This window comes from Pseudoalteromonas sp. TAP-3C (genome assembly GCF_059888565.1).
On sequence record NZ_JCBFEM010000002.1, the window covers coordinates 94547 to 118426 of the forward strand.

17 protein-coding genes and 4 pseudogenes are annotated in these 23880 nt (G+C 39.0%); 14 read left to right on the plus strand and 7 right to left on the minus strand.

All coding sequences use genetic code 11. The features are described 5' to 3' along the window. Positions 1 to 29 precede the first annotated feature (29 nt). The 4 genes and pseudogenes from AC6H44_RS16400 to AC6H44_RS16415 all read left to right on the plus strand — a co-directional run bounded on the left by AC6H44_RS16400 (position 30) and on the right by AC6H44_RS16415 (position 2220). Entirely contained in the window at positions 30 to 941 is a 912-nt protein-coding gene (locus tag AC6H44_RS16400; RefSeq protein WP_500738904.1) for a cation diffusion facilitator family transporter, read from the plus strand. A gap of 70 nt (positions 942 to 1011) precedes the next feature. Continuing rightward, positions 1012 to 1194 (plus strand): annotated as a pseudogene (locus AC6H44_RS16405) (YnfA family protein); the annotation flags it as partial. 41 nt (positions 1195 to 1235) lie between these two features. Next, positions 1236 to 1463, plus strand: a pseudogene (locus tag AC6H44_RS16410) (cation efflux transmembrane domain-containing protein); the annotation flags it as partial. Between the two features lie 313 nt (positions 1464 to 1776). After that, complete coding sequence (locus tag AC6H44_RS16415) at positions 1777 to 2220, plus strand: hypothetical protein (RefSeq protein WP_500738905.1); 444 nt, start codon at positions 1777 to 1779, stop codon at positions 2218 to 2220. Here the strand turns inward: AC6H44_RS16415 and AC6H44_RS16420 are convergent. The 3 genes and pseudogenes from AC6H44_RS16420 to AC6H44_RS16430 form a co-directional block, all read right to left on the minus strand. Continuing rightward, positions 2143 to 2958, minus strand: a pseudogene (locus tag AC6H44_RS16420) (IS1634 family transposase); the annotation flags it as partial. The gene AC6H44_RS16415 and the pseudogene AC6H44_RS16420 sit on opposite strands and share 78 nt — an antisense overlap. Positions 2959 to 2976: 18 nt before the next feature. Then, positions 2977 to 4110, minus strand: a complete 1134-nt coding sequence (locus AC6H44_RS16425; protein ID WP_500737093.1) for an ISAs1 family transposase — start codon at positions 4108 to 4110, stop codon at positions 2977 to 2979. 95 nt (positions 4111 to 4205) lie between these two features. Beyond that, positions 4206 to 5006, minus strand: a pseudogene (locus AC6H44_RS16430) (IS1634 family transposase); the annotation flags it as partial. Positions 5007 to 5497: 491 nt separating this feature from the next. Between AC6H44_RS16430 and AC6H44_RS16435 the strand changes: the two are divergent. The 3 genes from AC6H44_RS16435 (at position 5498) to bfr (AC6H44_RS16445) (ending at position 8808) form a co-directional block, all read left to right on the plus strand. Further along, a complete protein-coding gene (locus AC6H44_RS16435) occupies positions 5498 to 7636 on the plus strand; it encodes a TonB-dependent receptor (RefSeq protein ID WP_500738906.1) in 2139 nt (712 codons plus the stop codon). Between the two features lie 222 nt (positions 7637 to 7858). Beyond that, positions 7859 to 8332, plus strand: a complete 474-nt coding sequence (gene bfr / locus AC6H44_RS16440) for a bacterioferritin (protein ID WP_500738908.1) — start codon at positions 7859 to 7861, stop codon at positions 8330 to 8332. An 11-nt stretch (positions 8333 to 8343) separates the two neighbouring features. After that, positions 8344 to 8808 (plus strand): bacterioferritin, encoded by a 465-nt coding sequence (bfr, locus tag AC6H44_RS16445; RefSeq protein WP_500738909.1) that lies wholly within the window; start codon positions 8344 to 8346, stop codon positions 8806 to 8808. A 56-nt stretch (positions 8809 to 8864) separates the two neighbouring features. Here the strand turns inward: bfr (AC6H44_RS16445) and AC6H44_RS16450 are convergent, their stop codons facing one another. Together AC6H44_RS16450 and AC6H44_RS16455 are read right to left on the minus strand one after the other, a co-directional pair. Further along, positions 8865 to 9059 (minus strand): (2Fe-2S)-binding protein, encoded by a 195-nt coding sequence (locus AC6H44_RS16450; protein WP_500738911.1) that lies wholly within the window; start codon positions 9057 to 9059, stop codon positions 8865 to 8867. A 72-nt stretch (positions 9060 to 9131) separates the two neighbouring features. Next, the gene (locus tag AC6H44_RS16455; RefSeq protein WP_500738913.1) at positions 9132 to 10469 is read right to left on the minus strand and encodes a putative bifunctional diguanylate cyclase/phosphodiesterase; all 1338 of its coding nucleotides are present in this window, start codon (positions 10467 to 10469) and stop codon (positions 9132 to 9134) included. Between the two features lie 219 nt (positions 10470 to 10688). Here AC6H44_RS16455 and AC6H44_RS16460 point away from each other — a divergent pair, with 219 nt between their 5' ends. Next, entirely contained in the window at positions 10689 to 12302 is a 1614-nt protein-coding gene (locus tag AC6H44_RS16460) for an IS1634 family transposase (protein ID WP_500737386.1), read from the plus strand. Here the strand turns inward: AC6H44_RS16460 and AC6H44_RS16465 are convergent. Together AC6H44_RS16465 and AC6H44_RS16470 are read right to left on the minus strand one after the other, a co-directional pair. Next, complete coding sequence (locus AC6H44_RS16465) at positions 12199 to 12972, minus strand: hypothetical protein (RefSeq protein WP_500738914.1); 774 nt, start codon at positions 12970 to 12972, stop codon at positions 12199 to 12201. The two genes, AC6H44_RS16460 and AC6H44_RS16465, sit on opposite strands and share 104 nt — an antisense overlap. Positions 12973 to 13000: 28 nt before the next feature. Next, complete coding sequence (locus AC6H44_RS16470) at positions 13001 to 14620, minus strand: IS1634 family transposase (RefSeq protein WP_500735278.1); 1620 nt, start codon at positions 14618 to 14620, stop codon at positions 13001 to 13003. An 866-nt stretch (positions 14621 to 15486) separates the two neighbouring features. Here AC6H44_RS16470 and AC6H44_RS16475 point away from each other — a divergent pair. The 6 genes from AC6H44_RS16475 (at position 15487) to AC6H44_RS16500 (ending at position 23849) form a co-directional block, all read left to right on the plus strand. Further along, positions 15487 to 16458 (plus strand): calcium/sodium antiporter, encoded by a 972-nt coding sequence (locus AC6H44_RS16475; protein ID WP_500738915.1) that lies wholly within the window; start codon positions 15487 to 15489, stop codon positions 16456 to 16458. A gap of 125 nt (positions 16459 to 16583) precedes the next feature. Continuing rightward, positions 16584 to 19877, plus strand: coding sequence for a bifunctional diguanylate cyclase/phosphodiesterase (locus AC6H44_RS16480; protein WP_500738916.1), 3294 nt, complete (start codon positions 16584 to 16586; stop codon positions 19875 to 19877). A gap of 276 nt (positions 19878 to 20153) precedes the next feature. Continuing rightward, the gene (locus AC6H44_RS16485; RefSeq protein WP_500738918.1) at positions 20154 to 21638 is read left to right on the plus strand and encodes a SulP family inorganic anion transporter; all 1485 of its coding nucleotides are present in this window, start codon (positions 20154 to 20156) and stop codon (positions 21636 to 21638) included. Between the two features lie 10 nt (positions 21639 to 21648). Next, positions 21649 to 22494: a universal stress protein gene (locus AC6H44_RS16490; protein WP_500738920.1), complete on the plus strand. Its 846-nt coding sequence runs from the start codon at positions 21649 to 21651 to the stop codon at positions 22492 to 22494. Between the two features lie 69 nt (positions 22495 to 22563). After that, entirely contained in the window at positions 22564 to 23676 is a 1113-nt protein-coding gene (cfa, locus tag AC6H44_RS16495; RefSeq protein ID WP_500738922.1) for a cyclopropane fatty acyl phospholipid synthase, read from the plus strand. A gap of 2 nt (positions 23677 to 23678) precedes the next feature. Then, positions 23679 to 23849 carry a hypothetical protein gene (locus tag AC6H44_RS16500; RefSeq protein ID WP_500738923.1) on the plus strand — a complete coding sequence of 57 codons (171 nt, stop codon included), beginning with the start codon at positions 23679 to 23681 and terminating at the stop codon, positions 23847 to 23849. The last annotated feature ends 31 nt before the right edge of the window (positions 23850 to 23880 follow it).

Genomic DNA, 23880 nt, shown 5'->3' on the forward strand with positions numbered 1-23880 from the left:
TATTTATCGCTAAAAAGTGGAGAAAACCTGTGCATAAACATGATCATTCAGGCCATCAAGATCTTAGCTCTAAACGTATCGCAATGGCATTTTTTCTTAATCTGAGTTTTACAATTATCGAATTTATCGGTGGCTGGTTAACTAATAGCACAGCCATCATGGCTGATGCCGTCCATGATCTCGGCGACAGTTTATCAATTGGCAGTGCTTGGCTGCTTAACAAGTTAGGTAAAAAACCTGCAAATACAGAATACACCTATGGCTATCGTCGGTTGTCACTGCTTGGTGCGCTGCTCAACGGCCTTGTACTTATTGCTGGCTCTGTTTGGGTGTTGATTACCGCTATTCCTCGTTTGGCTGACCCGGTTATGCCTCACACTGAAGGTATGATAGCGCTTGCTGTACTGGGTGTGCTCGTGAATGGTTTTGCCGCATACCGACTTAGTGGCGGTAATACCTTGAATGAAAAAATTCTCAACTGGCATTTGTTAGAAGACGTTTTAGGTTGGGTTGCGGTGTTAATTGTGGCAACGGTTATGCAGTTTGTCGACTGGCCAATCCTCGATCCACTGCTGTCTATTGGCTTCACATTGTTTATTCTGTTTAATGTGCTGCGTAATCTTTGGGTCACTGGGCGATTGTTCATTCAGGCAGTGCCGGATAATGAACTGTTGATTAATATCCGTAAATCACTAAAAGAACTGAATGAAATTGATAGTATACATCATTTACATCTTTGGTCACTTGACGGGGAACAGCATGTACTGACAGCTCATGTTAAAACGACGTTAGCAGATAACTTAAAGGGTTACACACAACTAAAAACTGCTATTCAATCAACTCTGAAAACATATGAATTGGCTCACACTACGATTGAAATTGAGTTAGCCGAAGAAATTTGTCGAGATCAATCCGCGCCTAATTTTACTGACCCACATTAATACGAGTCTTTTATATGTCTATCCCTTACACCTTTGGTTTATTCGTAATAACTGCTATCGCTGAAATTATTGGTTGTTATCGCTTCACCCTACTGCGGCAGGTCGTGTCTATGCCGCTTATGGCGGTGTTTATGTATCTGTGGCTATATTGTGGTTATGGGGGATTGATGGCATTCGCCCAAATTTGTGGGATGTTGCAGGGGTTCTATTTATTTTAGTTGGCGCAGGGATAATTATGCTTGCACCAAAGTAAAATACCGTTCGTAAAGCCTTGGTTTTAATCAAGCTAACGACCACTATCACTTTGGCTATAAACGCGCAGAAATTTTAGCCACATTATTAAACAGCACCACACTCATTATTATTGGTGGTTTTTTAATTATCGAGGCAATAGAAAGCTATTTTAATCCTACCCCAATCGATGGCTGGATTGTAGTGTGAGTGGCAGCATTGGCATTGGTAATTGATGTTGCGACGGCGGTGTTGACCTTTCACGCTGGGGCTAAAAATAGCATGAATTTGCCATTGAGCAATGTGTTATTGAATATAAACAGCCACAATAACAAACCATACTGCTAGTTAATAATTGCATTTAATCGAATTTTTATTGAAAACAGCTCGCGTTCTTATTCATCATCGCATCTATATTTTTATAAATATCATAAGATATCTGTGTTGTTAAAGCTGTGGCTACGTCGTACTCATTTAATACTAACGAAAACCGCTTAAAACGACTGGTGATCAAGCCAAAAGCTAAACTACGTATTTTGCTTTACCAACTCCATACCGTCATTGGCATGTATTTATCCCGCTTATTTTAATAGCCTTTACTGGTATGGCATTTAATTGGCAAGCACAAACCAAAGCAGTGCTTGAATTTGTAACACAAAATAATGTAGAGACACGCCCTACAGCGCCGGTACTCGAAGTGCCAAATATAAACAATGGCGATAACTTTGCAGTGGCTATACAAAACGCATTAGCCGTATTTCCTGAGGCTGTATTATTTCGTATCTATTTGCCTAAAAAAGCCAGCGAGCCAGTTGCCCTAAGAGTAAGAAATCCTGATGAAAGTCATGCCTATAATTGGGTATGGGCCGATCAATACACCGGTCAAGTCCTGCAATCTTACGATGCCTCAAAGGCCAATCTCACAACTCGCGCGTGGAACTTTAAATACACCCGACATTCCGCAACGCTTTCAGGAATAAATTTCTTGATAGATACTGCCCATGCAATCAATGATTGTCCTGTTCCTCTGCTCTATATTCAATACTAATTCCTGTGTTTCACTTAGCGTTAACACATGAATACCCTGGAAACAGAAAAATACCCATCGCGCTGTTGGGTTTTGACAGGGCTTGTATTTTAAGTTGGGAAAATGAGCTTCTTGCGCTTTTAACTCAGCCCTCATTTTATGCTCCAGTGCGGCGTAAACCATTAAACAGCACGTCATTATCATTAACAGTGCCTCTATCCGCTCTGGTTTTTTCAAGTAAAGTGATGAGGTTAAAAAGTCAGGGCTCTTTAAAAATCGAAATCCTTTCTCAACACTTTGTTGGGATTTGTATAAACTGAGCATTTTTTCCATCGACAGCGAGTCGCGTAAATCATTCGTCGCCAGTATAAACATGCCTTTGTCTTGTAACCTCGTTTTTCTCGCTGCTAGTGTCCAATAAACTGTGCCTGTAATTTGATATTCAATACTATCGGGTTGTTGTGTTAGCTTTGGACGACCACTGCGTTTAAATACGCCCTGCTCAATGATTTCATGCGCATATACTTCACTGTCAGGATGCCCTTTTTGCCACGTTTTTAGTGCTTGCTCTGCATCTAAACGACACGCAAATTTTTGTTTGTTTAATTTCTTAAAGGATTTTAGCGTTTCATTGCTTTCTTTTTCCATCCGCTTAGTGAGCGTATGTTGCTCTCTATTTTTGGCTTGCTCACTTTTGAGCAATAACCAACGCTGCTTGACTTCTCCATATTCTGATGTCAACCAAGCGCCGCTATACCCAGGGCAAACGGGTTGATTTTATACAGTTAGCCCAACGGTTAGCACTTTCATCATATAAACATTATCCCAACCCGCTTTCAAGCGCTTGCTTTTCACTCCAACCTTTGCACTTTTTTCGTTCTTCAATAGATTAAGTGCTATTTTATTAATTAACGCGATGTTTTGAGCTGCATACCCACTGCGTAAACGGTTTTGGTCTTCATTAAAGCTAACGTCGAGTTGCCAATGTAATTTATTCTCCACATGCCAATGACTACGGATAGCATCAGCAATAAATGCAGCGTCTTTATCTTTATGGCTACTAAGATAATACCGCTTCTCATTCGAACTTACACCATTTACCTCTCGTGTTGAGCATATTACGGCAATACTTTTTAAGCTTTTCCATCGTGGATGTCGTGCTACCAACCAATCTACTTCTGTCGTTAACCAAACCTCTCTATTTTCTATTCGCCCGTGATCACCATTTAGTGAACGATGCACGCTGTGTGGGATATTTTTAAATTGCGTGTTGAGCTGGGTATCTAAATGTAGTTTAACGTCATCATAAATCTCCCCTTGATTCCCCTTAAGTCCAAGCACATAGTTACCCTCGTTAGAGATTATTTGCTCACCGATTTTATACTGGCATCCCATGGCATCTGTTGTAATTGTTGCTCCTTTTATGTCAAGGAGCTCAAGCAAAATGGGGATAGCGGTTATTTCATTCGATTTATCAGCAACCTTAACTTGTCCTAAACAAAAATTATTCTCAACAGACCATGCACTGACTAAGTGAGTTGCGGGCATACCTGAGGCTTTATCTAATGTACGGCGCATTACTTTACCATCCAGAGCAATCACTCCTTCTTTATTCTTACTTATTTCAGTGACCCATTTGGTAAATGCGCTATTAAATTCAGTTGGGTTGAGGCGATTGAGTACGTCATTAAAAGTGTCATGACTAGGAATACCATTTTTCAGGTCTAAAAATTTCCGTAACCACTTTACTTTTGACTTTCCGTATTCTTCTATCTCGTTAAAATTATTGCAACCGCTGATAATAGCGCAAATAGCGATACTCAGAATATTAATAAGTGGATGGCGGACACTGGCAGAGTTTCTTGGATCGGTTAGTTGATTAAAAGCTTGGCTGATAGTCGTTTCTTTCATGTTTTGTACAGGCAAAGACTATTATAAACCACGATCATTAGGATCGGTCAAATGATCAAAAAGTACTTGTATGTTTTTTACCCGTTTGCCCTGCCGCTATACCCATTGTCCATCTGCTCGAAATCGAGTGTATGTTGTGCCTTGATTGCTTCTTTAACCTGTTTTAATTTTTGTGGCGCACGGGAAATAAAAAGCTGCGCTTGTTCGTGAAGTGATTGGATCGTTTCTGCGGTATAAAGCGCTGCATCGCCAATAAAGTAACGGCTATTCTGTGCCGCTTTGAGACTGCTTATATGCTGTTTTACAATCTGTTTAAAGCCTTCGCTATCATTGCTATTACCGCTGGCTGCTTGCATATAAATAGGGATCCCCGCTCTGTTTTCTGTGATCAAATTCAATATAACTTGATTTAACTCAGGGCGGTGATCTCGACTATAGCCTTTGACAAGTTTGATCGCTTGGCTATCAATATCATCCTCATACTTACCATCAACATGAATACTGGTTGAGTCTAAATTGATACCTTCACAAGGAAGGTTTAAGTGCTTTACAACGTGGGCTGATAAGGTTTGATAAATACCGGAAACACCGGCGTCATACAGTTTATCAAGGCAACGACCTAATGCATCATCATTAATGTGCTCAGCTTTTATCCCTTCTCCAATAAGGCGCTCAACGGGGCGCTCTTTAAAGTATTGCGGATACATATGCAGAGTGCGGCCAACAAAACCAAGCCCATTTAAAATCATGGCTTCAACAAGTTGACCATAAGAAATCAACTTATCAGGGCTTTGCTCAGGGAGTGATTGATCAATTAACTTAGCAATACCAAGTTCTTTGTTCATACCTGCGACTAAACCTAAATGATCAAGACTTTTTGTTGAATAAGACGCCATAAATTTTACACCACTTAAAGATAAGTAATAGATCAAAAATGGAGATCGTCGTCAAGCTTTTTTATTAATTTTTTTGGGTGCGGAAAGACGGATACACATTTCATATTGGCGATTATGCCGGTTTTCTGGTGCAAATGTTATGGCTATTAATTGTACTACTACCTGCTTTTTTTACTATTAACGGGGGTTACTTTTGGTATAAACGTCATTATAGATAACTGCCGTTCCTGACTCGATGTAAATATACTTTTTGCCTTGTGACAACCCATGTTTTAAACAAATAACGTTGCCTTATTTTTCCTATTTTAGATCCTAAAATTAATCGCACCAATTGTAAGCATAATGTTGATGTTTAACTTTTTTCAATAAACAATAATAAAAACGCAATTGATAATAACTATCAATAACCTTGCCTTTACACTTCTTTACACTTATTATTGCGCTAATAAAAATAGCAATGTTTCATAATTACATAGTCGTAAAGGATCTTCATGTTTAAAACCTCTTTCACTTTATTAGCCCTCGCTGTAAGCACGGCCACTTTTGCCGATGAAGCAATCAATAAAGACCAGTTAACCGATGCACAAATGGAGCGTGTGATTGTCTCTGGTAGCCGTATTTTTGAAAGCATTGATGAGGTTCCTGCATCAATTACTATTATCAATCAACAGCAAATCGAAGAGCATTTAAAAGTAAATCCTGAGCTACAAAGCTTGCTTGCGCAAATGGTGCCAGGCCTTGCTCCCGATACAGGTAGTTCGAGCAATACCGGGCAAACACTGCGTGGTCGTGCTCCACTTATAATGATTGACGGCGTGCCGCAATCAACCCCACTGCGTAATGGCTCTTTAGGTATAAAGAGCCTCGACCCAAGTGCCATCGGTCGCATTGAGGTGATCAAAGGAGCCACCTCTATTTACGGTAACGGTGCATCAGGCGGTATTATTAATTACATCACTAAACAAGCAAAAAGTGATGGTAAAACCGCAGGTGAAATAAGTTTATCGAGTCGCTTTAATGCGGTAAAACTTGAAGAAAGTGCAGGTACAAGGCTATCAGCAGCCATTAATGGCCAAGCTGACAAATTTAGCTATTTGGTAACCGCCAGCTATGAAGAAAATGGCGTACAACGCGATGCCCAGGGCGATATACTTGGTTTACAATATGGTTTATCTGATGCAGTTACACAAAACTACTTTACTAAATTAGGCTATGATTTTGATGACGAAAAACAACTACAATTTACTTATAACTACTTCAGTTCACAGCAAAAAACCGACCTAGGCGATGTTGCTGGCGATATCAGCTTAGGCGAAAAAACCTACGCAATCCATGTACCACCTGAATTACAAAAACAAGGTAAACCGCAAGGTCCCGAAGGTAACGAAAATATCACCTTAAAGTACACCGATTACGCGTTATTTGAAAACACTCAAATGACCTTAGATCTTTATATGCAAGATATAGAAAACGTGTTTTTCTTCTCCCCTAATCTAGCCAACCTAGACGAAGGCTACGAAGGAGGCCAGTCAATTATCAGATCAGAGAAAAAAGGCGCCCGTGCCACGTTTAATAGCCAAATAGACTTTAACTCTGTCGAAGCTTCATTTATTTATGGTATCGATGCATTAACCGATGTGACTTCCCAGCCACTTGCTGATGGCCGTATCTGGGTGCCAGAGATGGATATGCAAAGTGTTGCTGGCTTTTTACAAACCAAGTGGGTGATTGCTGATGACCTTATCGTCAAAGCCGGTGTTCGCCAAGAAAGCATTGATTTAACTGTAGACGATTACCGCACACTTAAACTATGTAAAACGCCAACTCAGTGCTCAGTGCCTATTAACGTTAAAGGTGACACCATTGATTACGATGCTACAACCTATAATATCGGGATTAAGTACAATCTTGATGAAAAATTCAGCCCATTTTTAAGCTACTCACAAGGCTCTGATATTTCAGATATTGGTCGCTTGCTGCGCGCCGCCACGGTGAATGATATCGGACAGATCCAAACACAAGCCTCGATCATCGACAACTACGAAATTGGTTTTAATTCACAATTTGATAATATACGTTTTGAAGTTGCCGCCTACCGTAGTACTTCTGAACTTGGTACAACCAATAAATTTAATGAAGTGACCGGCGTCTATGAACCAGTGCGAGCACCACAAGAAATTTGGGGCTACGAAACACTGGTAGATTACACAATTTCTGCAAACCTGAAATTACTGGCAACGTATAGCTATGTTGAAGGTAAAAACACCGCAGCCGATGTTTATTTAGGTTCTAAACAGATCAGCCCACCAAAAGCGACTGCTAACCTAAACTGGCGACCTAGCGATGCTATGTCACTGACATTAAGTTACCTGTATGTCGGCGACAGAAAACGCTTTGCAGCAAATGACGAGGGCAAATATGTGGGCGATCAAGGCCCTGTTGAAAGTTATAATATTTTTAACTTAACTGGCCAATATCAATTTGCTGATAACTGGCAAGGGTTTGCAGGTATCGAAAACTTATTTAACGAAGATTACTTCCCTGCTCGTGCGCAATCATACACATATGGCGGCTATAACATCAAAGGGTTAGGAACAACAGCAACAGTTGGCGTTAAATATAAATTTTAAGCATCATTAAACTCGTTCATTGCGCTGTGTAATGAACGAGCCTTTCTTAGTTTAACCTTTAAACTTAAATACAAATAACTACATGTCAATAAATTAACCCGCAATACAAACTTAAACGATAATCAAACTCAATATTAACCATATGATTTATAAGCAAAATACTTGCAATTTTGTACTATTGCACTAGACTAGTGATAATTAGAATTTTTAAGGTAAGCCATCATGAAAGGTAATCAAAAAGTAATCGACGCCTTCAATACATTGTTAGCGAATGAATTAGCTGCCATTGATCAGTATTTTATCCACTCACGCATGTACGATGATTGGGGCTTAAATAAACTTTACGAGCGCCTTAATCATGAAATGGAAGAAGAAAAAGACCACGCTGATTGGTTAATTAAACGTATCCTTTTTTTAGAGGGCATACCCAATATGACCAAACGCCGTGACTTATTGATTGGTAACGATGTTAAAAGCATGATGAAAAACGACTTAACACTCGAATTAGAAGTTGTTGCATGTGTAAAAGACGTCATTGCTATTTGTGAACAGCAACAAGATTACCAATCGCGTGAAATTTTAGAAAAGCTACTGTTTGATACCGAAGAAGACCATGTTTACTGGTTAGAGCAACAGCTTGGCCTGATCGACAAGATTGGTACTCAAAACTATCATCAAGCGCAAATGGGCGAATAAGGACTGATATTATGAAAGGCGATAAAGACGTTATTGCAGCGCTAAACAAAATTTTAGCGAATGAGCTTGTTGGTATTAATCAGTATTTTTTACATGCTCGCATGTTTAAAGACTTCGGTTTTAGTAAACTAGACAAAGCCGATTATAAAGTATCAATACAAAAGATGAAAAACACCGATCGTTTAATTGAGCGAATTTTATTTTTAGAAGGCTTACCAAACTTGCAAGATTTAGGTCGCTTACGCATTGGCGAAAACAGCGAAGAGATGATTGCTGCTAATATGAGCTTTGAACTAGATACGGTTGACGAGCTTCGCTCGGCTATCAAGTTAGCTGAAAGTAAAAAAGATTATATCAGCCGTGAAACGCTCGATAACATTTTAAATGAACAAGAAGAACAAATTGATTGGCTTGAGACTCAGCAACTGCTGATAAAAAACACCGGTCTTGAAAATTATTTACAGTCACAACTGTAGAGCAACAAATAAAAAAAGCAGCTAAGGCTGCTTTTTTATAGCTATAATTTCACTTACTAAGCAACCTGCTCAGTGACATCTGCAATTTGAATCAGTTTACGATTGAGAATTTTTTTAGTGCAACAACAACACTTACCACATTGGCTGCCTACTTTAAGTTCTTTAGTTAGCTCGCGCATGGTAGTAGCACCATCGTCGATGGTTTGCTCAATTTTTTTATCGGTCACGCCGTGACAAAGACAAATATACATGAATACAAACAACTCTCAATTACATTTAGTAAGTACATACTAATCTAAACGAAAATAGTTATCAATTGGTTTTTAATCAAAATTGCAGTTTTTTTGTATTTTTATATAGTCTATCAATTGATCTATAGGTAACGGTTTTGAGAAAAAGTACCCTTGAACCCTTACCCCTTTGAATTTAGTTAAATGTTTAATTAACCTTTCATCTTCAACGCCTTCAACTATTACTTTTTTTTCTAAGTCAAAACACGCTTTAATGATGGTGTCTAACAGCTTTTGCTCTTTAGTATTTACGTTAGCGTCAATAGTAAATTCACGATCTATCTTAATAATATTTGCTGGCTGATGGGCAAGGTATGACAAGCTCGAATAGCCCGTTCCAAAGTCGTCTATCGCTACATTAAGCCCGGAATCAATTAATTCAATTAGTTTTTCCTCTATGCTTGTTTTCTCCTGAAAAGATGACTCTGTAACCTCTACGGTAAAATTTTTATATGTGATGTTATGCTGAGCTAACAAGGCAAGTAAATTACGTGAAAAATTATCTTTGATAATTTGCTTGGTTGAAAAATTAACAGCAACAGTAATATTTTGTAGTTGAGGGTATTTTTTTATATCTTCAATCACCCTATTTAGCACTTGTTCACCTACTTGGATTATTTGCCCTGTTGTTTCAGCAACCGGTATAAATTTCGCCGGTGAGATCCACTTATCACCGTCTCGCCATCGAACTAATGCCTCGACACCTGTAATGATATTTTGAGTTAAACAATGCACCGGCTGATAAAAAACGTCTAAGGCATTATTATTAAGCGCACTTTGTAGGTTATTTCTTATGGTGACAGTTTCATTGTGCTTATCTTCCATAAACTGCTGATAAAACTGAACTTGATTACCTCCAAGCTGCTTGGCCTTTTCAAGTGCGATATTTGCTTGCTGAATATTTAATTGCATATCGAATGAATCTAACTGTTTATAACTCACAACCCCAGCACTTGCAGTAAGGTTAAACGCCTGATCATCAATAAAGTGAACGTGTGAAAGCGCCATTATTAATGACTCAACTTTTTGTTCTAATAGTTCAGAAGAGGTATCAAAAAAATATAAAACAAAACTATCATCCGCTCCCTTAGCTATTAGCGCTAAGTCATTCATGCTTTGATACAGTCTGTCTGATACACTTTTGATCAATGCATCACTTATTTTATAACCTAACGCGTTGTGGATGACGTCAAAAAAATCCAATCTCAAAATAACGGTTGAAAAATGACTGTTTTGTTTTTTAGACCTTACTTTTAAAAATTCAACTTCTAAAGCCGTTAATTTAAGCAACCCGGTTAGCTCGTCATGCCTTGCTCTGAACTTGATAACTCTTGAAGAATCAGCAACTTGAATAAAAATAAATATAAACATGAAAGTAAGCCAAAGTATTGACTGATCAATTATCGTATCTATATGTATGCTTGTATAATCATCGATAAAGCTGTAAACATTGTGTTCAACCTGTCATTCCGCACCCTAAATCTGAATTAAATTAGTTCATTAAATGAGCGGTTGATCGAATTTTGTTAAAAAACACTTGACGGCGATCCCCATATTTGATCTATTACTCTCTTTTGAGAGCGCGTATTTATGTCTATCCCTTATGCCCAAAAACTCGAACACCACGGCTTAGTTGCTGGATTTTGTCACGATCTAGGTTTTGTCGATATTATTGATAACGCACTCGGTGGCGTGGCGCCTGAGCGCAACATCAGTTGTGGTCAATTAGTGTTGGCTATGGTGCTAAACGGCCTAGGTTTCACTGGCCGCACACTGCATATGTACAGCGAGTATTTTCAAGGCAAGCCGCTTGATAGATTAATTGGTGAAGGCGTAAAGTCCGAGCACATCAACGACGATGCGCTTGGTCGCTGTTTAGACACCTTATATGAATACGGCGTATCGAAGCTGTATCAGCAATTGGGTGAGGCGGTGGTAGAGAAATTAGGGTTACAAACCGAAGCTTTACACCTTGATTCAACAAGCTTTCATTACGATGGCAAAGCGACAAGCGAGCCTGATGATGGTGAACCAAAATCTATCCGTATCGCTAAAGGTTATTCGCGCGACCATCGCCCTGAGCTCAACCAAGTGATACTCAATCTTATCTGTGAGAACCAATCCGGCATACCGGTTTATATGAAGCCTGCCAGTGGCAACAGTAATGACATGGAAGGCTTTAAACAGATTGTAAAGGCGCATATTGGCAGTTTAAAAGCCGCGCAAGCCAGCCGCTATTTGGTGGCCGATGCCGCCTTGTATGTGCAAGAAACGATTGTAGATTTACATACTCAAGGCCAACTGTTCATTACGCGGGTACCGCAAACCCTCAAAGAAGCTAAAACCCTTGTTAAGCAAGCGCCTAACTTGAATTTCACCCCTATCTCACCAGGCTATGAAGGCGTGAGTTATGACAGTGAATACGGGGGGGTGAAACAAAAATGGCTACTCATTCGCAGTGAGCAGGCGTATAAGCGAGAGCAGCATAACCTGAACAAGCGTATGCTAAAAGCCGGAGAAGTTGCCCGCAAAAGCTTTAAAAAACTGTGCCAACAACGCTTCGCTTGCCAAAATGACGCACAAAGCGCCCTTATAAAATGGCGAGGTAAACAAGCGGTATGTGATGTGGATGCAAATGTTGTTGAAGTAGCCATTTTTAAGGGAGCAGGACGCCCTAAAGCAGGGCAGTTACCTGAGCGTATCGAATACCAGATTACGGGTGCATTATGCACACCACTGGCATCCAGAAAAGCCGCTTTACAACAACTGGGGTTATTTATTATTGCCACCAATGATGTTAGCGACCATCTTGATATGGCCAGCTTGCTGAGCAGGTACAAAGCGCAGCAAAACGTGGAAAAAGGCTTTCGATTCTTGAAAAGTCCCGACTTCCTTACGAGCGCTATTTACCTGAAAAAGCCTGAGCGCATTGAAGCGTTACTCATGGTAATGACTTGCTGCCTAATGGTGTACGCGGGGTTAGAGCACCAAATCCGTAAAACCTTGGTGGAGAAAGACTGCTACTTCCCCACGATGAAATACAAGCCGGGCCAACGCCCCACAGCACGCTGGGTGTTCCAGTGCTTCGAGCATATCATCATCATGTACATACCAGATAAACCACCCATAGTGGCGAATATGCAACCGCGCAATCAAACCATTGTTGATTGCTTGGGTGAAAAATATCAGCGGATTTATTCTTAAAATGGGTGCGGAAGATCGGTTCAACCAAATCCATAATATTTATTTTTTGAGTGATGAAGTGATTATAGCCTTTACTTAATTCAATAAGGCTTGTCTTATTTTCATTGCTCTTATCTACCGAAAAATAGATATTTGGCCCTAACTCTAAATAAGTATCGTATTGACTTAAGTATTCTAGATAGCTTTTTTCTAGTAATAGATTGATATTTAATAAATTTAATATATAAAACTGCTGCTTATCAACTAATTCAATCGACGCTAAAAGCATAATGATGGGTGTATCTGAGTCTAAAGTTAATGAATTTGCCGCAAACTGAATATCATTTTTATTTTGTGTTAGCCACGCTTGTATTGTCGGCTTTTCTAACATGCCTTGCGAATAAAAATTCTTTGAAAAGGCATTACCGGTTACAAAATTAAGCCCACTATCAAGCACTAAAACACCTTTTATTATACTATAATCAGCCGTATAGGTTTTTTGGTCTATGCGAACAAGGCGCCTAAAGTCATCAATACTCGCACCATCAACTCTTGCTTTAATTCTAGAGAGTGCTTTTTGATGTGTTTCTATCGATTTATTGATCATTATCTCTATTAAAGAAACTTTTGATCTGGCATTAGCCTCTTGGTTTTTTACTACACTTAGTGAAGCTTGATGCCAAACAGCCACGCCAATAAAACAGACATTGATCAGACCCCTATACCACTTTTTCTATTTTATATAAATGCATAGCGTGACCGCCAATGAATCTTATTATTTTTTCTCGTAGCTCATTAAACCCATCTAAGTAGGTTTTATCTCCATGCTGAACTAAATTGATACCTTCAAAACATTGAAATATCCACCTTAATGTGGGTCTTTCTATTGGCTGATTAATTTGGTTTGGAATGGTTGCTTTTACTTTCTCCATGTTCGCCCTTAATCGTCTTTGAGCTATTGAATATACTAATAAAGAGAGTGTCATTATCATCAACAGTGCATCTATTCGGCTTGGCTTTTTTATAAATAATGATGAGACAAAAAATAACGGATCTTTTAAAAATCTAAAGCCTTTTTCTACTTCAGACTGTGCTTTGTAATGTGTGAGTAAATCTTCTGGACTTAGGTCTTTTTCATCTGCATTTGTTGCTAATACAAAGCATGACTTTTGCTCTATTGCCTTTTTAATTGCAGTGCCATTCTCTTCAATCTCTGCGCTTATTTGCCATTCTATACATTTCACTGGCGCACCTTTTTTAGGTCGGCCTTTCCCTTCGTATACTTTATGTTCATTGAACTGCATCGTTGCCACTTTATGATATTTAAATTTTTTCGTTAACTTATTAAGTTCACGTTGTGCATCGGTTTGACATGCAAACCGCTGTGCTTGTAGGTGATAAAGGGCTTTTTTAATCTGGGTATGCGCACGCTCGACTTGTCGAGCGATGCTTTTTACTGCACGGTTATTTGCTGCATTTGAGTAAACAACCATCCATCGCTGATTTATTCCCATGTGCTCAACATTATTAACAACATAGTGATAGTTATCATCAATTTTTATCCAACTGTTATTTTTAATAGCGGTTGAGATGGAGGATTTCTCGAGCGAAATTGTCGAAGGAATGAGTGTTATAAATTGAATCTTAGATAAAAACTCGGCGTTATTTTGATGATATAATTTACAATCAGCGACAAGAAATTTCGGGGTCTTGCTTTTCTTGAACTCATTAACAAGGGCTTTGCTGCGTGCTTCAAAAATAGCGGTATCAGCACTATTGCCATCCCAGTTTTTACACGCAAGTGGCACACCACCATCTTGGCTAACGATAATTTCTTGTACTACTTGTTTCAAATCAGGACGATGAGCTTTGCTATAGCCGTGCGTGATTCTTATTATATTTTCATCGGTATTTTCTTCGTCAACGGCATATTCACCAGTAAGAGAATGACTCGTTGTATCTAATGATTCAAATGTACGATCAACCTGTTCAAGTTGACATGCTTGCTCTGAGACGAGTGAAAATAAGCTTTCACAACCAAAATCAAAGCATTGGTCGAGGGTTCTTCCCAATTTATGACGATTAAAATGCGATGCTTGAACACCTTTACGGAACAAATGTTCAAGAGGCAAATTAGTAAAAAACTGAGGACTGAGAGATAAAGGACGATTGGCAAACCCAAGGCCGTTCATAATCATGCCTTTAACCGCTTCACCTGGGGTAATTTCTTGCTTTTCATCTTGAGGTAAATATTGGTCTAAAAGGGACACTATTTTTAAGTCTGCAATGACACCTGAAACAATACCATGATGATCTAACCGTTTGATTTTTAAGTTCATAAACACCTCGAAGTTGAGGTGTTATTGTATCAAATTACAGCAAACTTAGGATTTTTTTAACCTAACATTAAATAAAAGTTTATGAATTTGGTCTAATCAATGTCTGATAAAAACAAAAATGAAAGCGATTATTTTGATCTTCTTCATTTCAGTTATTTGAATATTTTTATAAGACGCTTTAACTAAAATTGCTGCAACAAAGGTAAACAAAAAAACCGGGGATAAAGATAAAGTAAATGGGTTAGAATCAATCAGCCTAATATGAAAGCTATGCTGCATATGAAACCAAAATGACAGCTGCAGCAACAAAACGCACAAACACCCTGCAATAATCAGTGACACTTTATATTTTTTTGACTTGGTCTTTAAATTAAGCCGCTGTAAGTTTGATAAAATAATAGTCATTAATAACGCGTTTATTGCTGTCAGAGGGCTAATCACTTCCATCAATTGATATTTAAAAAATACCAACTCAACAATGCCTAAAATAAAAACAATAAAATGAAAATAAATGATCGCACTGTAAAATATATTCGCAGCACTTTTTGTTACGTTAAATTGCATACACTCATTTATTTTTTAGACCAATATTAACCCAGTCTAAAAGGATTACGGTGTTATTACAATCAGTAACAAAAAGTATTACGTTGCAATTCGCCCTTTCCTTGATGCAATAAATTAATCTCGTCTTCATGTTTTTTAAATCACTGTTATTATATTTTTCCTACGTAAACAATGTCAGAATATGAGGCTGTACTGACTATTAATTATTTATAAAGCAGCTAAATGATATCTAGACATAAAAATAATCTATTGAATATCGTTAAGCATTAACATTTTTGTTATTTAAAATTTAAGGTAACCTTATGACACTCGCAATTTTAGCCATTTTAGGTGGTTTTATATTATTAGTTTGGAGCGCCGACCGTTTTGTTGAAGGTGCTGCAGCTACAGCTAAATATGCAGGCATGCCATCGTTACTTATAGGGATGGTTATTGTTGGTTTTGGTACATCGGCACCTGAAATGGTGGTTTCGGCAATGGCTGCAATTGATGGTAATCCAGACTTAGCATTAGGAAACGCATTAGGTTCAAACATTGTTAATACCGGCTTAATCCTTGGACTAACAGCGATTATTACGCCAATTTTGGTGCAATCAAAAATTGTAAAAAAAGAAATTCCTTTATTATTACTAATTGGCTTAGCATTAGGTTACTTTCTTTGGGATGGTGGATTAACACGTTTTGAGTCGGTGCTTTTATTAATCGGTTTTTTTCTATTGATTGGTTGGAGTATTTTTTCGGCAATGAAAGGCAAAGGTGATGCCTTAGAAAGCGAAATGGATCAAGAACTGATAGAACATGCTATGCCAATTAAAAAAGCCGTTTTTTGGTTAGTGTTGGGTCTTGTGTTGCTCATTATAAGTTCTCGAGTATTGGTTTGGGGGGCTGTGAGTATTGCAGAATCTCTTGGTGTAAGCGATTTAATTATAGGTTTAACAATAGTTGCATTGGGTACATCACTGCCTGAGTTGGCAGCATCTATCATCGCGGTTAAAAAAGGAGAACATGACATTGCCATTGGTAATGTCGTCGGTTCTAACATGTTTAATTTATTAGCCGTAGTCGGTATTGCTGGTGTTATTTCACCCATGACAAGCTTATCTGCTGATGTATTATTGCGTGATTGGCCTGTTATGATGGGAATGACGTTAGCGTTATTATTTATGGCCTACGGATTTCGTCGAGCAGGGCGTATTAATCGACTAGAGGGGGCCGGCTTACTCATTGCCTTTTGTGCTTACAATATTTGGCTCGTGTTTTCTGTTATTGGATAGTTCTTTATAAGGAATGACATATCAGTACATACTGGCTGCTATACTGCAGTATGTACTGGCACTGTAATTTTTTGCCCGCGTTATTATACCTAACCGTAAAACAGTTCATTTAGGAGAGATTAAATTTGGATGCACCTGGCTACCCTGTAAATGAAGCTTCACGCTTATTAGCCCTTAAAAGAACTGCACTACTTGATTCGCCTGCTGAGACACGTTTTGATCGTATTACTGGTCTTGCAGCTCGCTATTTTAATGTAACAACTTGTTTAATTTCTTTAATTGATAGCGATAGGCAATGGTTTAAATCTAAACATGGGCTTGGCGCTTGTGAAACAGCTCGTGATATTTCATTTTGTGGCCATGCAATTTTACAATCAGGTGTATTTATTGTTGCTGATGCCACAAAGGATGCTCGCTTTTTTGACAACCCGTTAGTAATAGCCGAACCCAAAATTCGTTTTTACGCTGGCGCCCCTGTGCATGAACCAGGCGGACAAGCTATTGGCACTCTATGCCTTATTGACCCCACTCCCCGCGTATTATCAAATGATGAAGCGCAAGCGTTACGTGACTTTGCAGACATGGTTGAGCATGAAATTGCTAATTTAGATCACGATGAGCTACAAAAAAAATTATTATCTGACAGCAAAAGAACATCATCAATATTGGCGACACTGCCTGATATGGTATTTGTAGTTGACCGTCACTTTCGTTTTTTAGTGTGTAATGAGCACCCTGATTTACTCAAACCCAATCATGAAATTTTAGGACATAGTATAAGCGATATACTTGATAATCCCTTAAGCCATCAACTTATTGATAATGTAAAACAGGCCTTTGAAACTGATGAGGTGATTCATCATAACTATACCTTTAAGGAATTAAATAAATCATTTGAGGCACGCTATAAAAAAATTGATGATGATGAAGTACTCATTATTATCCGCAATATCACTCAACAAATAATGGCTCATGCACAAATGCGTCGTCTTTCAGAGGTTGCAAGGCAAACCACAAATGGGGTGGTGATAACCGATGTTAACGGCTTAGTTACCTGGGTAAATGAGGCTTTTACCACTATCAGCGGCTACAACATAAAAGAGATGGTCGGTAAAAAACCGGGCCAATTATTACAAGGCAAAGACACCGACCCCGAAACGGTTAAAAACATGGCGCAGGCACTTTCTAAAACAGAAAGCTTTAACGTAGATGTGCTAAATTATTCAAAATCAAAAAAACCATACTGGGTAAGAATAGCCTGCAACCCACTATTAGATGATCAAGGCATGCTCAGCGGCTACATCGCAATAGAAACAGACATTACCAAAGAAAAACAAGATGAAGAAACCATCCTTAGTAACTCTAACTTACTTAAGGCGGTTATTGATGCAAATACAATTGGTACTTGGCGTCTTAATTTACAAAACAATCAGCTGGTAATAAACGATAAATGGGCGGCATTATTAGGCTACGAGCTCAGCGAGTTAATGCCAACAACTCGCAGTACATGGGAAAACCTCACGCACCCTGACGATTTGGCTTATTGTCTGGCAGAAATTGAAAAACACACACATGGGCTTACCCCTACCTATGAAGCTAATATACGAATGAAACATAAAAATGGCGAATGGGTGTGGATAAACACACGAGGGCGGGTATCATCGCGAAGCAGCAATGGCTATGCTGAGTGGTTATTAGGTACTCACTTTGATATTAATGATCAAATAAAAGCTGAAAGCTCACTAGATGATAAGTCAAGGCAGATGCAAGCCATTGTCGAAAGTATGCTTGATGGCGTGATTAGAATTGATAGCAAAAGTAAAGTATTAACATTTAACAATGGCGCAGAAGATATTTTTGGTTACCAGTGCGATGAAATTATCGGTAAAAATATCAGTATGTTAATGGCCTCTCCTCATAGCAAGCATCATGATAGCTATTTATCAAACTATATAAATAATGGCATTAGTAATATTACTGGTCGTATACGTGAGCTCGACGCACGGCATAAAAACGGCACACTTTTTCCTATCGAGCTTAGCGTTGTAGAACTAAAAATGACCGAAGAGGTTAATTATATTGGTATTGTTAGAGACATTACCCAACGTAAAGAACGCGAACAAGAAATACACCAATTAGCCTTTTATGATTCATTAACACAGTTACCAAATCGCCGCTTACTATTAAATAAACTACAAAGCACTATTGCCCACTGTTCTCGAAATAACAGTTACGGTGCATTATTGTTTCTTGATTTAGACAATTTTAAAGATTTAAATGACAGTGCAGGTCACGATATGGGGGATGCGCTGTTATGTCAGGTCGCTGAACGACTCACACAATCTGTCAGGCAGGTTGATACCGTATCACGTTTAGGTGGAGATGAATTTGTTGTCGTACTTGAAGGTCTTAATAATGACAAACAAACCGCAGCAAACCAAGTTGAATCATTTTCACAAAAAATAATTAATCGCTTAACCCAAGAGTTTAACCTTGAGGAAGTAACTTATAATACTTCTGCCAGCATTGGGGTAACTATGTTTAATAATGCTGACATTTCTAAAGAAGAGTTACTAAAACAAGCCGATATGGCTATGTATAAAGCGAAAGAAGCCGGCCGCAATGGCGTACAGTTTTTTGACCCACAAATGCAGGTTGCCGTAAGCATAAGAGCAACTTTAGTCCATGACTTGTATGAAGCTTTTCATAATAATCAATTTGTGTTGTTTTATCAAAAACAGGTTAATCAGCATGGCCAAGTTATCGGTGTTGAAGCACTACTACGCTGGCTTCATCCTGATAAAGGCATGATTTCACCTGCTAAATTTATTCCACTGACCGAGGAAATAAGCCTTATTGTGCCTTTGGGTGAGTGGGTATTAAAACAAGCGTGTAAAACCTTAGCACGCTGGTCAACAGAGCCCGCTAAAGCCGCGCTTAGTATTGCGGTGAATATCAGTGTTGTACAATTTAGTAAAAAAGATTTTGTGCAGGTCGTTCTTAATGCCTTAAATAATACTGGGGCAAATGCGAAACGATTAAAACTAGAAATAACTGAAACACTTTTAGCCAGCAATGTACCCGATGTAAATGCTAAAATGAAAGAACTGCAACAACATGGCGTCACATTCTCAATTGATGATTTTGGCACAGGTTACTCTTCACTGGCTTACCTTAAAAAGCTTCCTTTAAATCAACTAAAAATTGATCAAGGTTTTGTGAAAGATATTATCAATAACAGTAACGATAAAGCGATTGCTCAGGCTGTTATTACGCTAGCAAGTGCCATGAATCTTGAGGTGATCGCTGAAGGCGTTGAAAATGAAGCACAACGGGCTTTACTACACAGTATGGGTTGTAATACTTATCAGGGCTATTTATTTGGTAAACCCTGTGCGCTTGCCGATTTGCAACTTTAAGTTTATTAGCCATTGACTTGTAAATAAAAGTAAATAAAAGTAAAATGCTGTTTTTAATTACTCTAGCTTTAAGGAAACACGCTTTGCGTATTACGCCACCCTAGGCGCCCGCTCCCCCAAAGTCACCTCACGTGACACATTCTATGCCGTTTACACGGTAGGCTTTTTGCCAAAAAAATATTACTTAATCACAATTGCTAATACTTTGAAACAATGTTTTTTACTCACTCATTGTGCTCACTTGTGTTGCTATTAAAACTATTTAAAAGGTTATCTATGCTCGAAAAAATAAAATTAGATTGGTTTTCCAATATTAGGGGAGACTTATTAGCCGGTATTGTGGTTGCCTTAGCGCTTATACCTGAGGCGATTGCTTTTTCTATTATTGCTGGTGTTGACCCTAAAGTGGGTCTGTATGCATCATTCTGTATTGCCGTTGTAATTGCTTTTGTTGGCGGACGTTCAGGTATGATCTCAGCAGCAACCGGTGCCATGGCCTTATTAATGGTAACACTAGTTAAAGATCATGGTCTGGAATACTTACTCGCTGCTACGCTGCTTACCGGTGTGCTGCAAATTATTGCAGGTTATATCAAGCTTGGTAACTTAATGCGCTTTGTGTCGCGCTCGGTAGTCACCGGATTCGTTAACGCACTTGCCATTCTTATTTTTATGGCACAATTACCCGAGCTCACTAACGTAACATGGCATGTTTATGCTATGACCCTAGGTGGTCTAGCAATTATTTACTTATTTCCTTATTTGCCGCTAGTGGGTAAAACAATTCCTTCACCGTTGGTGTGTATTGTGGTTTTAACCGCAATCGCAATGAGTATGGGGCTAGATATTCGCACTGTGGGTGACATGGGCGAACTACCCGATACCCTGCCTATCTTTTTATGGCCAGATGTCCCCCTTAATTTAGACACTTTACTGATTATTTTACCGTATTCTTTGGGGCTGATGGTGGTAGGTTTGCTTGAATCGATGATGACAGCCACTATCGTTGATGACCTTACCGATACTAAAAGTGATAAAAACCGCGAGTGTAAAGGCCAAGGTATTGCCAACATTGGCTCTGGTTTACTCGGTGGTATGGCCGGTTGTGCAATGATAGGTCAGTCTATTATTAATATTAAATCGGGTGGTCGTGGCCGCTTATCTACTTTTGCCGCCGGTGTGTTTTTATTAATTATGGTGGTGTTTTTAGGCGAGTGGTTAAAACTTATCCCTATGGCGGCGCTGGTTGCTGTGATGATCATGGTGTCAATAGGTACTTTTGCATGGGGCTCTATTCGCGATATTAAAAATCACCCGCTTTCAACCAATATTGTAATGGTTGCCACGGTTGTGGTTGTGGTTGCCACTCATAACTTAGCCATAGGCGTATTTGTTGGGGTATTACTATCAGCAGTATTCTTTGCTAATAAAATTAGCCGCTTTATGGTTGTACAATCTGAGGCATCTAATGGTGATAAAACTTACACAGTGACCGGCCAAGTATTTTTTGCTACCGCCGATAAATTTGTAGACTCGTTTGATTTTAAAGACGCAGCCGACAATGTCACTATTGATTTAACGCACGCTCATTTTTGGGATATAAGCGGCGTAGGCGCGCTTGATAAAGCCATTATTAAATTACGCCGTGAAGGCGCTGATGTGACAATAAAAGGTATGAATAGCGCAACCCAAACCGTGGTTGATAAATTTGCCATTCATGACGACCCTGCTGCCGTAGAAAAAATGATGGCAGGCCACTAAGGAGAACACAATGAAAAAAATAATAGCATGTGTAGATGGCTCAATTATGGCGCACTCTGTGTGCCAGGCGGGCGCTTGGTTATCGCAAAGCTTATCAGCCCCTTTGGTATTACTGCACAGTATTGAAAGAGACCGCTCTGCTGATATTAATTTAGCCGGTAACATTGGTTTAGGCGCTAACGAAAGCTTATTACTAGAGCTTGCTGAGAACGACGCGCAAAAAAGTAAATTACTTAAAGCGCACAGTAAAGCACTGCTTGAGCAATTACAGCAATCGTTACCTGCAACCATAAACGCCGAAACACTGGAGCGCTTTGGTGATGTCAATAAAACATTAGCGAGTATTCAAGAGTCTATTCGTTGCTATGTAATGGGTCGCAGCGGTGAAGATCATCAAGTGGGTGATAACTTAGTAGGCTCACACATTGAAAGTGCGCTGAGGGTTATTGAAAGCTCATTATTGCTAACTGTTGGCGAGTTTAAACAACCAAAATCGTTTTTACTGGCCTACGATGGCAGACAGCAAGCAAGCCTAGCTATTGAGCGTTTACTTGAAACCAAGTTACTGGCTAATTGCCACTGTCATTTAGCCATGGTAGGTAATAGTAACCATGCCACTAAAGAGGCGTTTAACAAAGAACTAAGCCGTTTAGAGTCAGAGTTTGCTTCAATTACCCCTCACTTTATAGAAGAGGGTAATATTGCCGACTCCTTGCTTGCTAAACAACAAGAACTCAACGTTGATTTAACTGTAATGGGTGCATTTGCACACTCTAAGGTTAGGCAGTTTTTTGTGGGTAGTAACACCTTAAAACTAATAGCAAATAGTCAATCTTCAGTATTGATTATTAAATAGTCTTACTTTTAATCATTTAAGCCCAGCTTGCTGGGCTTACTTTAATTAAATTACTTAATAAGGCGCAAAATGAAACAGTTTAATTTACTTGCCGAACTTGCAGCATCGGCTGAGGTAGTAATAGGATCAGAACAACATAACGATATAATCGTTAAAAATAATAACCACTTCGCTCACACTGTATTTGAAAAAAGCACACTTGGATTTGGCGAAAGCTATATGCATGGCTTATGGGATGCAGAACAATTAGATGAGGTTTTTTATAAGTTAATAAGGGCTGATATTGGTAACAATTTAAACCCGCTTAAACTACTACCCCACGCCATAAAAGCGCGGTTATTTAACTTACAAAAAACTAATCGAGCTTTTGAAGTTGGCGAACAACATTACGACTTGGGCAACGACCTTTTCGAGGCCATGCTCGACTCGCGCATGACCTACACATGTGGGTATTGGAAAGAAGCCGACTCGCTCGAACAAACCCAAATCAACAAACTCGACTTAATTTGCCGTAAACTTAAATTAGAGCCTGGTATGACCCTACTTGACATTGGCTGTGGTTGGGGCAGTTTAATTAGCTACGCGGCAGAGCACTACGGAGTAAAATGTACGGGCTGTACAGTATCAAAAGAGCAAGTGGCTTGGATCAAAGAAAAATACGCGCACTTGCCCCTTGAATTTGCTTTACAAGATTATCGCTCTTTAGAGGGGCAATATAACCGTATTGTTAGCGTAGGTATGTTTGAACACGTAGGTTATAAAAACTTTGACACGTATTTTGAAGTGGCAGAGCGCTGCTTAAAAGAAGATGGTTTGTTTTTATTGCACACTATAGGTAAACACGCAAAAACCGTTAAAACCGACCCTTGGATAGATAAGTATATATTTCCAAACGGTTATATTCCTAACATGTCGCAATTTGTTGCTGCCGCAGAGCCACATTTTGTTGTTGAAGATTTACATAATTTTGGCCCCGATTACGACAAAACGCTAATGGCATGGTTTAACAACTTTAATGAACACTGGCCGCAACTAAGTAACCATTATAATGAGCAGTTTTATCGAATGTGGACCTACTATTTATTAAGTTGCGCAGGGGCATTTAGAGCCAGAGATTTACAATTATGGCAGTGGGTACTTAGTAAAAATGGTGTTGTTAACGGCTACACACGAGAATCATAAGGATGCATTGTGAACAAAGCCACAAGGTGATCGAGACTGGTTTTGCTGGTTTAGTGGCGAATGAGCAACAAAAACTTCAGACATCTGGCTGCATTCAGGGGACTCAATTAACTTATTACATAGGTAATAACTTTGAGCAAAATGCGTTTGCGCTGATGAAACACTTTCAGTAATCATTTTTCATTGACAATACAACAATAGGAA

Excerpts from the sequence above, each read along its gene's own strand:
- AC6H44_RS16435 (WP_500738906.1), top strand. The coding sequence starts at position 5,498 with ATGTTTAAAACCTCTTTCACTTTATTAGCCCTCGCTGTAAGCACGGCC.
- cfa (WP_500738922.1), top strand. The coding sequence starts at position 22,564 with ATGAAACAGTTTAATTTACTTGCCGAACTTGCAGCATCGGCTGAGGTA.
- AC6H44_RS16475 (WP_500738915.1), top strand. The coding sequence starts at position 15,487 with ATGACACTCGCAATTTTAGCCATTTTAGGTGGTTTTATATTATTAGTT.
- bfr (WP_500738908.1), top strand. The coding sequence starts at position 7,859 with ATGAAAGGTAATCAAAAAGTAATCGACGCCTTCAATACATTGTTAGCG.
- AC6H44_RS16500 (WP_500738923.1), top strand. The coding sequence starts at position 23,679 with ATGCATTGTGAACAAAGCCACAAGGTGATCGAGACTGGTTTTGCTGGT.
- AC6H44_RS16490 (WP_500738920.1), top strand. The coding sequence starts at position 21,649 with ATGAAAAAAATAATAGCATGTGTAGATGGCTCAATTATGGCGCACTCT.
- AC6H44_RS16425 (WP_500737093.1), bottom strand. The coding sequence starts at position 4,110 with ATGAAAGAAACGACTATCAGCCAAGCTTTTAATCAACTAACCGATCCA.
- AC6H44_RS16455 (WP_500738913.1), bottom strand. The coding sequence starts at position 10,469 with ATGTTTATATTTATTTTTATTCAAGTTGCTGATTCTTCAAGAGTTATC.
- bfr (WP_500738909.1), top strand. The coding sequence starts at position 8,344 with ATGAAAGGCGATAAAGACGTTATTGCAGCGCTAAACAAAATTTTAGCG.
- AC6H44_RS16450 (WP_500738911.1), bottom strand. The coding sequence starts at position 9,059 with ATGTATATTTGTCTTTGTCACGGCGTGACCGATAAAAAAATTGAGCAA.
- AC6H44_RS16470 (WP_500735278.1), bottom strand. The coding sequence starts at position 14,620 with ATGAACTTAAAAATCAAACGGTTAGATCATCATGGTATTGTTTCAGGT.
- AC6H44_RS16485 (WP_500738918.1), top strand. The coding sequence starts at position 20,154 with ATGCTCGAAAAAATAAAATTAGATTGGTTTTCCAATATTAGGGGAGAC.
- AC6H44_RS16460 (WP_500737386.1), top strand. The coding sequence starts at position 10,689 with ATGTCTATCCCTTATGCCCAAAAACTCGAACACCACGGCTTAGTTGCT.
- AC6H44_RS16415 (WP_500738905.1), top strand. The coding sequence starts at position 1,777 with ATGGCATTTAATTGGCAAGCACAAACCAAAGCAGTGCTTGAATTTGTA.